Annotated in this window: 1 pseudogene; it reads left to right on the top strand. The window is 70.0% G+C overall.

From position 1 onward, the window contains the following. Positions 1-257 (top strand): annotated as a pseudogene (locus tag KVT32_RS30595) (ABC transporter ATP-binding protein); the annotation flags it as partial.

Below are 257 nucleotides of genomic sequence, written 5' to 3'. Positions count from 1 at the left end.
ACTACGTCGCAGAACACGGGCAGATCGAGATCTGCGGCGAGCCGATCGCCGGCATCGACAACGAGCGCTTCCGCAACGAGGTCGGCCTGGTGCCGCAGGATCCCCTCATCCTGGCGGCCTCGGCGCGCGAGAACATCGACATGGGACGCGGCCTGCCCCAGGAGCGGATCGAGGCGGCGGCGCGCGCTGCGCATGCCCACGGCTTCATCGCCGCGCTCGAAGATGGCTACGAGACCTCGCTCGGCGAAGGCGGCTCG

It is taken from the genome of Achromobacter sp. GbtcB20 (assembly GCF_019091095.1).
Lineage (GTDB): Bacteria > Pseudomonadota > Gammaproteobacteria > Burkholderiales > Burkholderiaceae_B > Achromobacter > Achromobacter mucicolens.
This window is presented reverse-complemented; position numbering and strand designations above follow the sequence as displayed.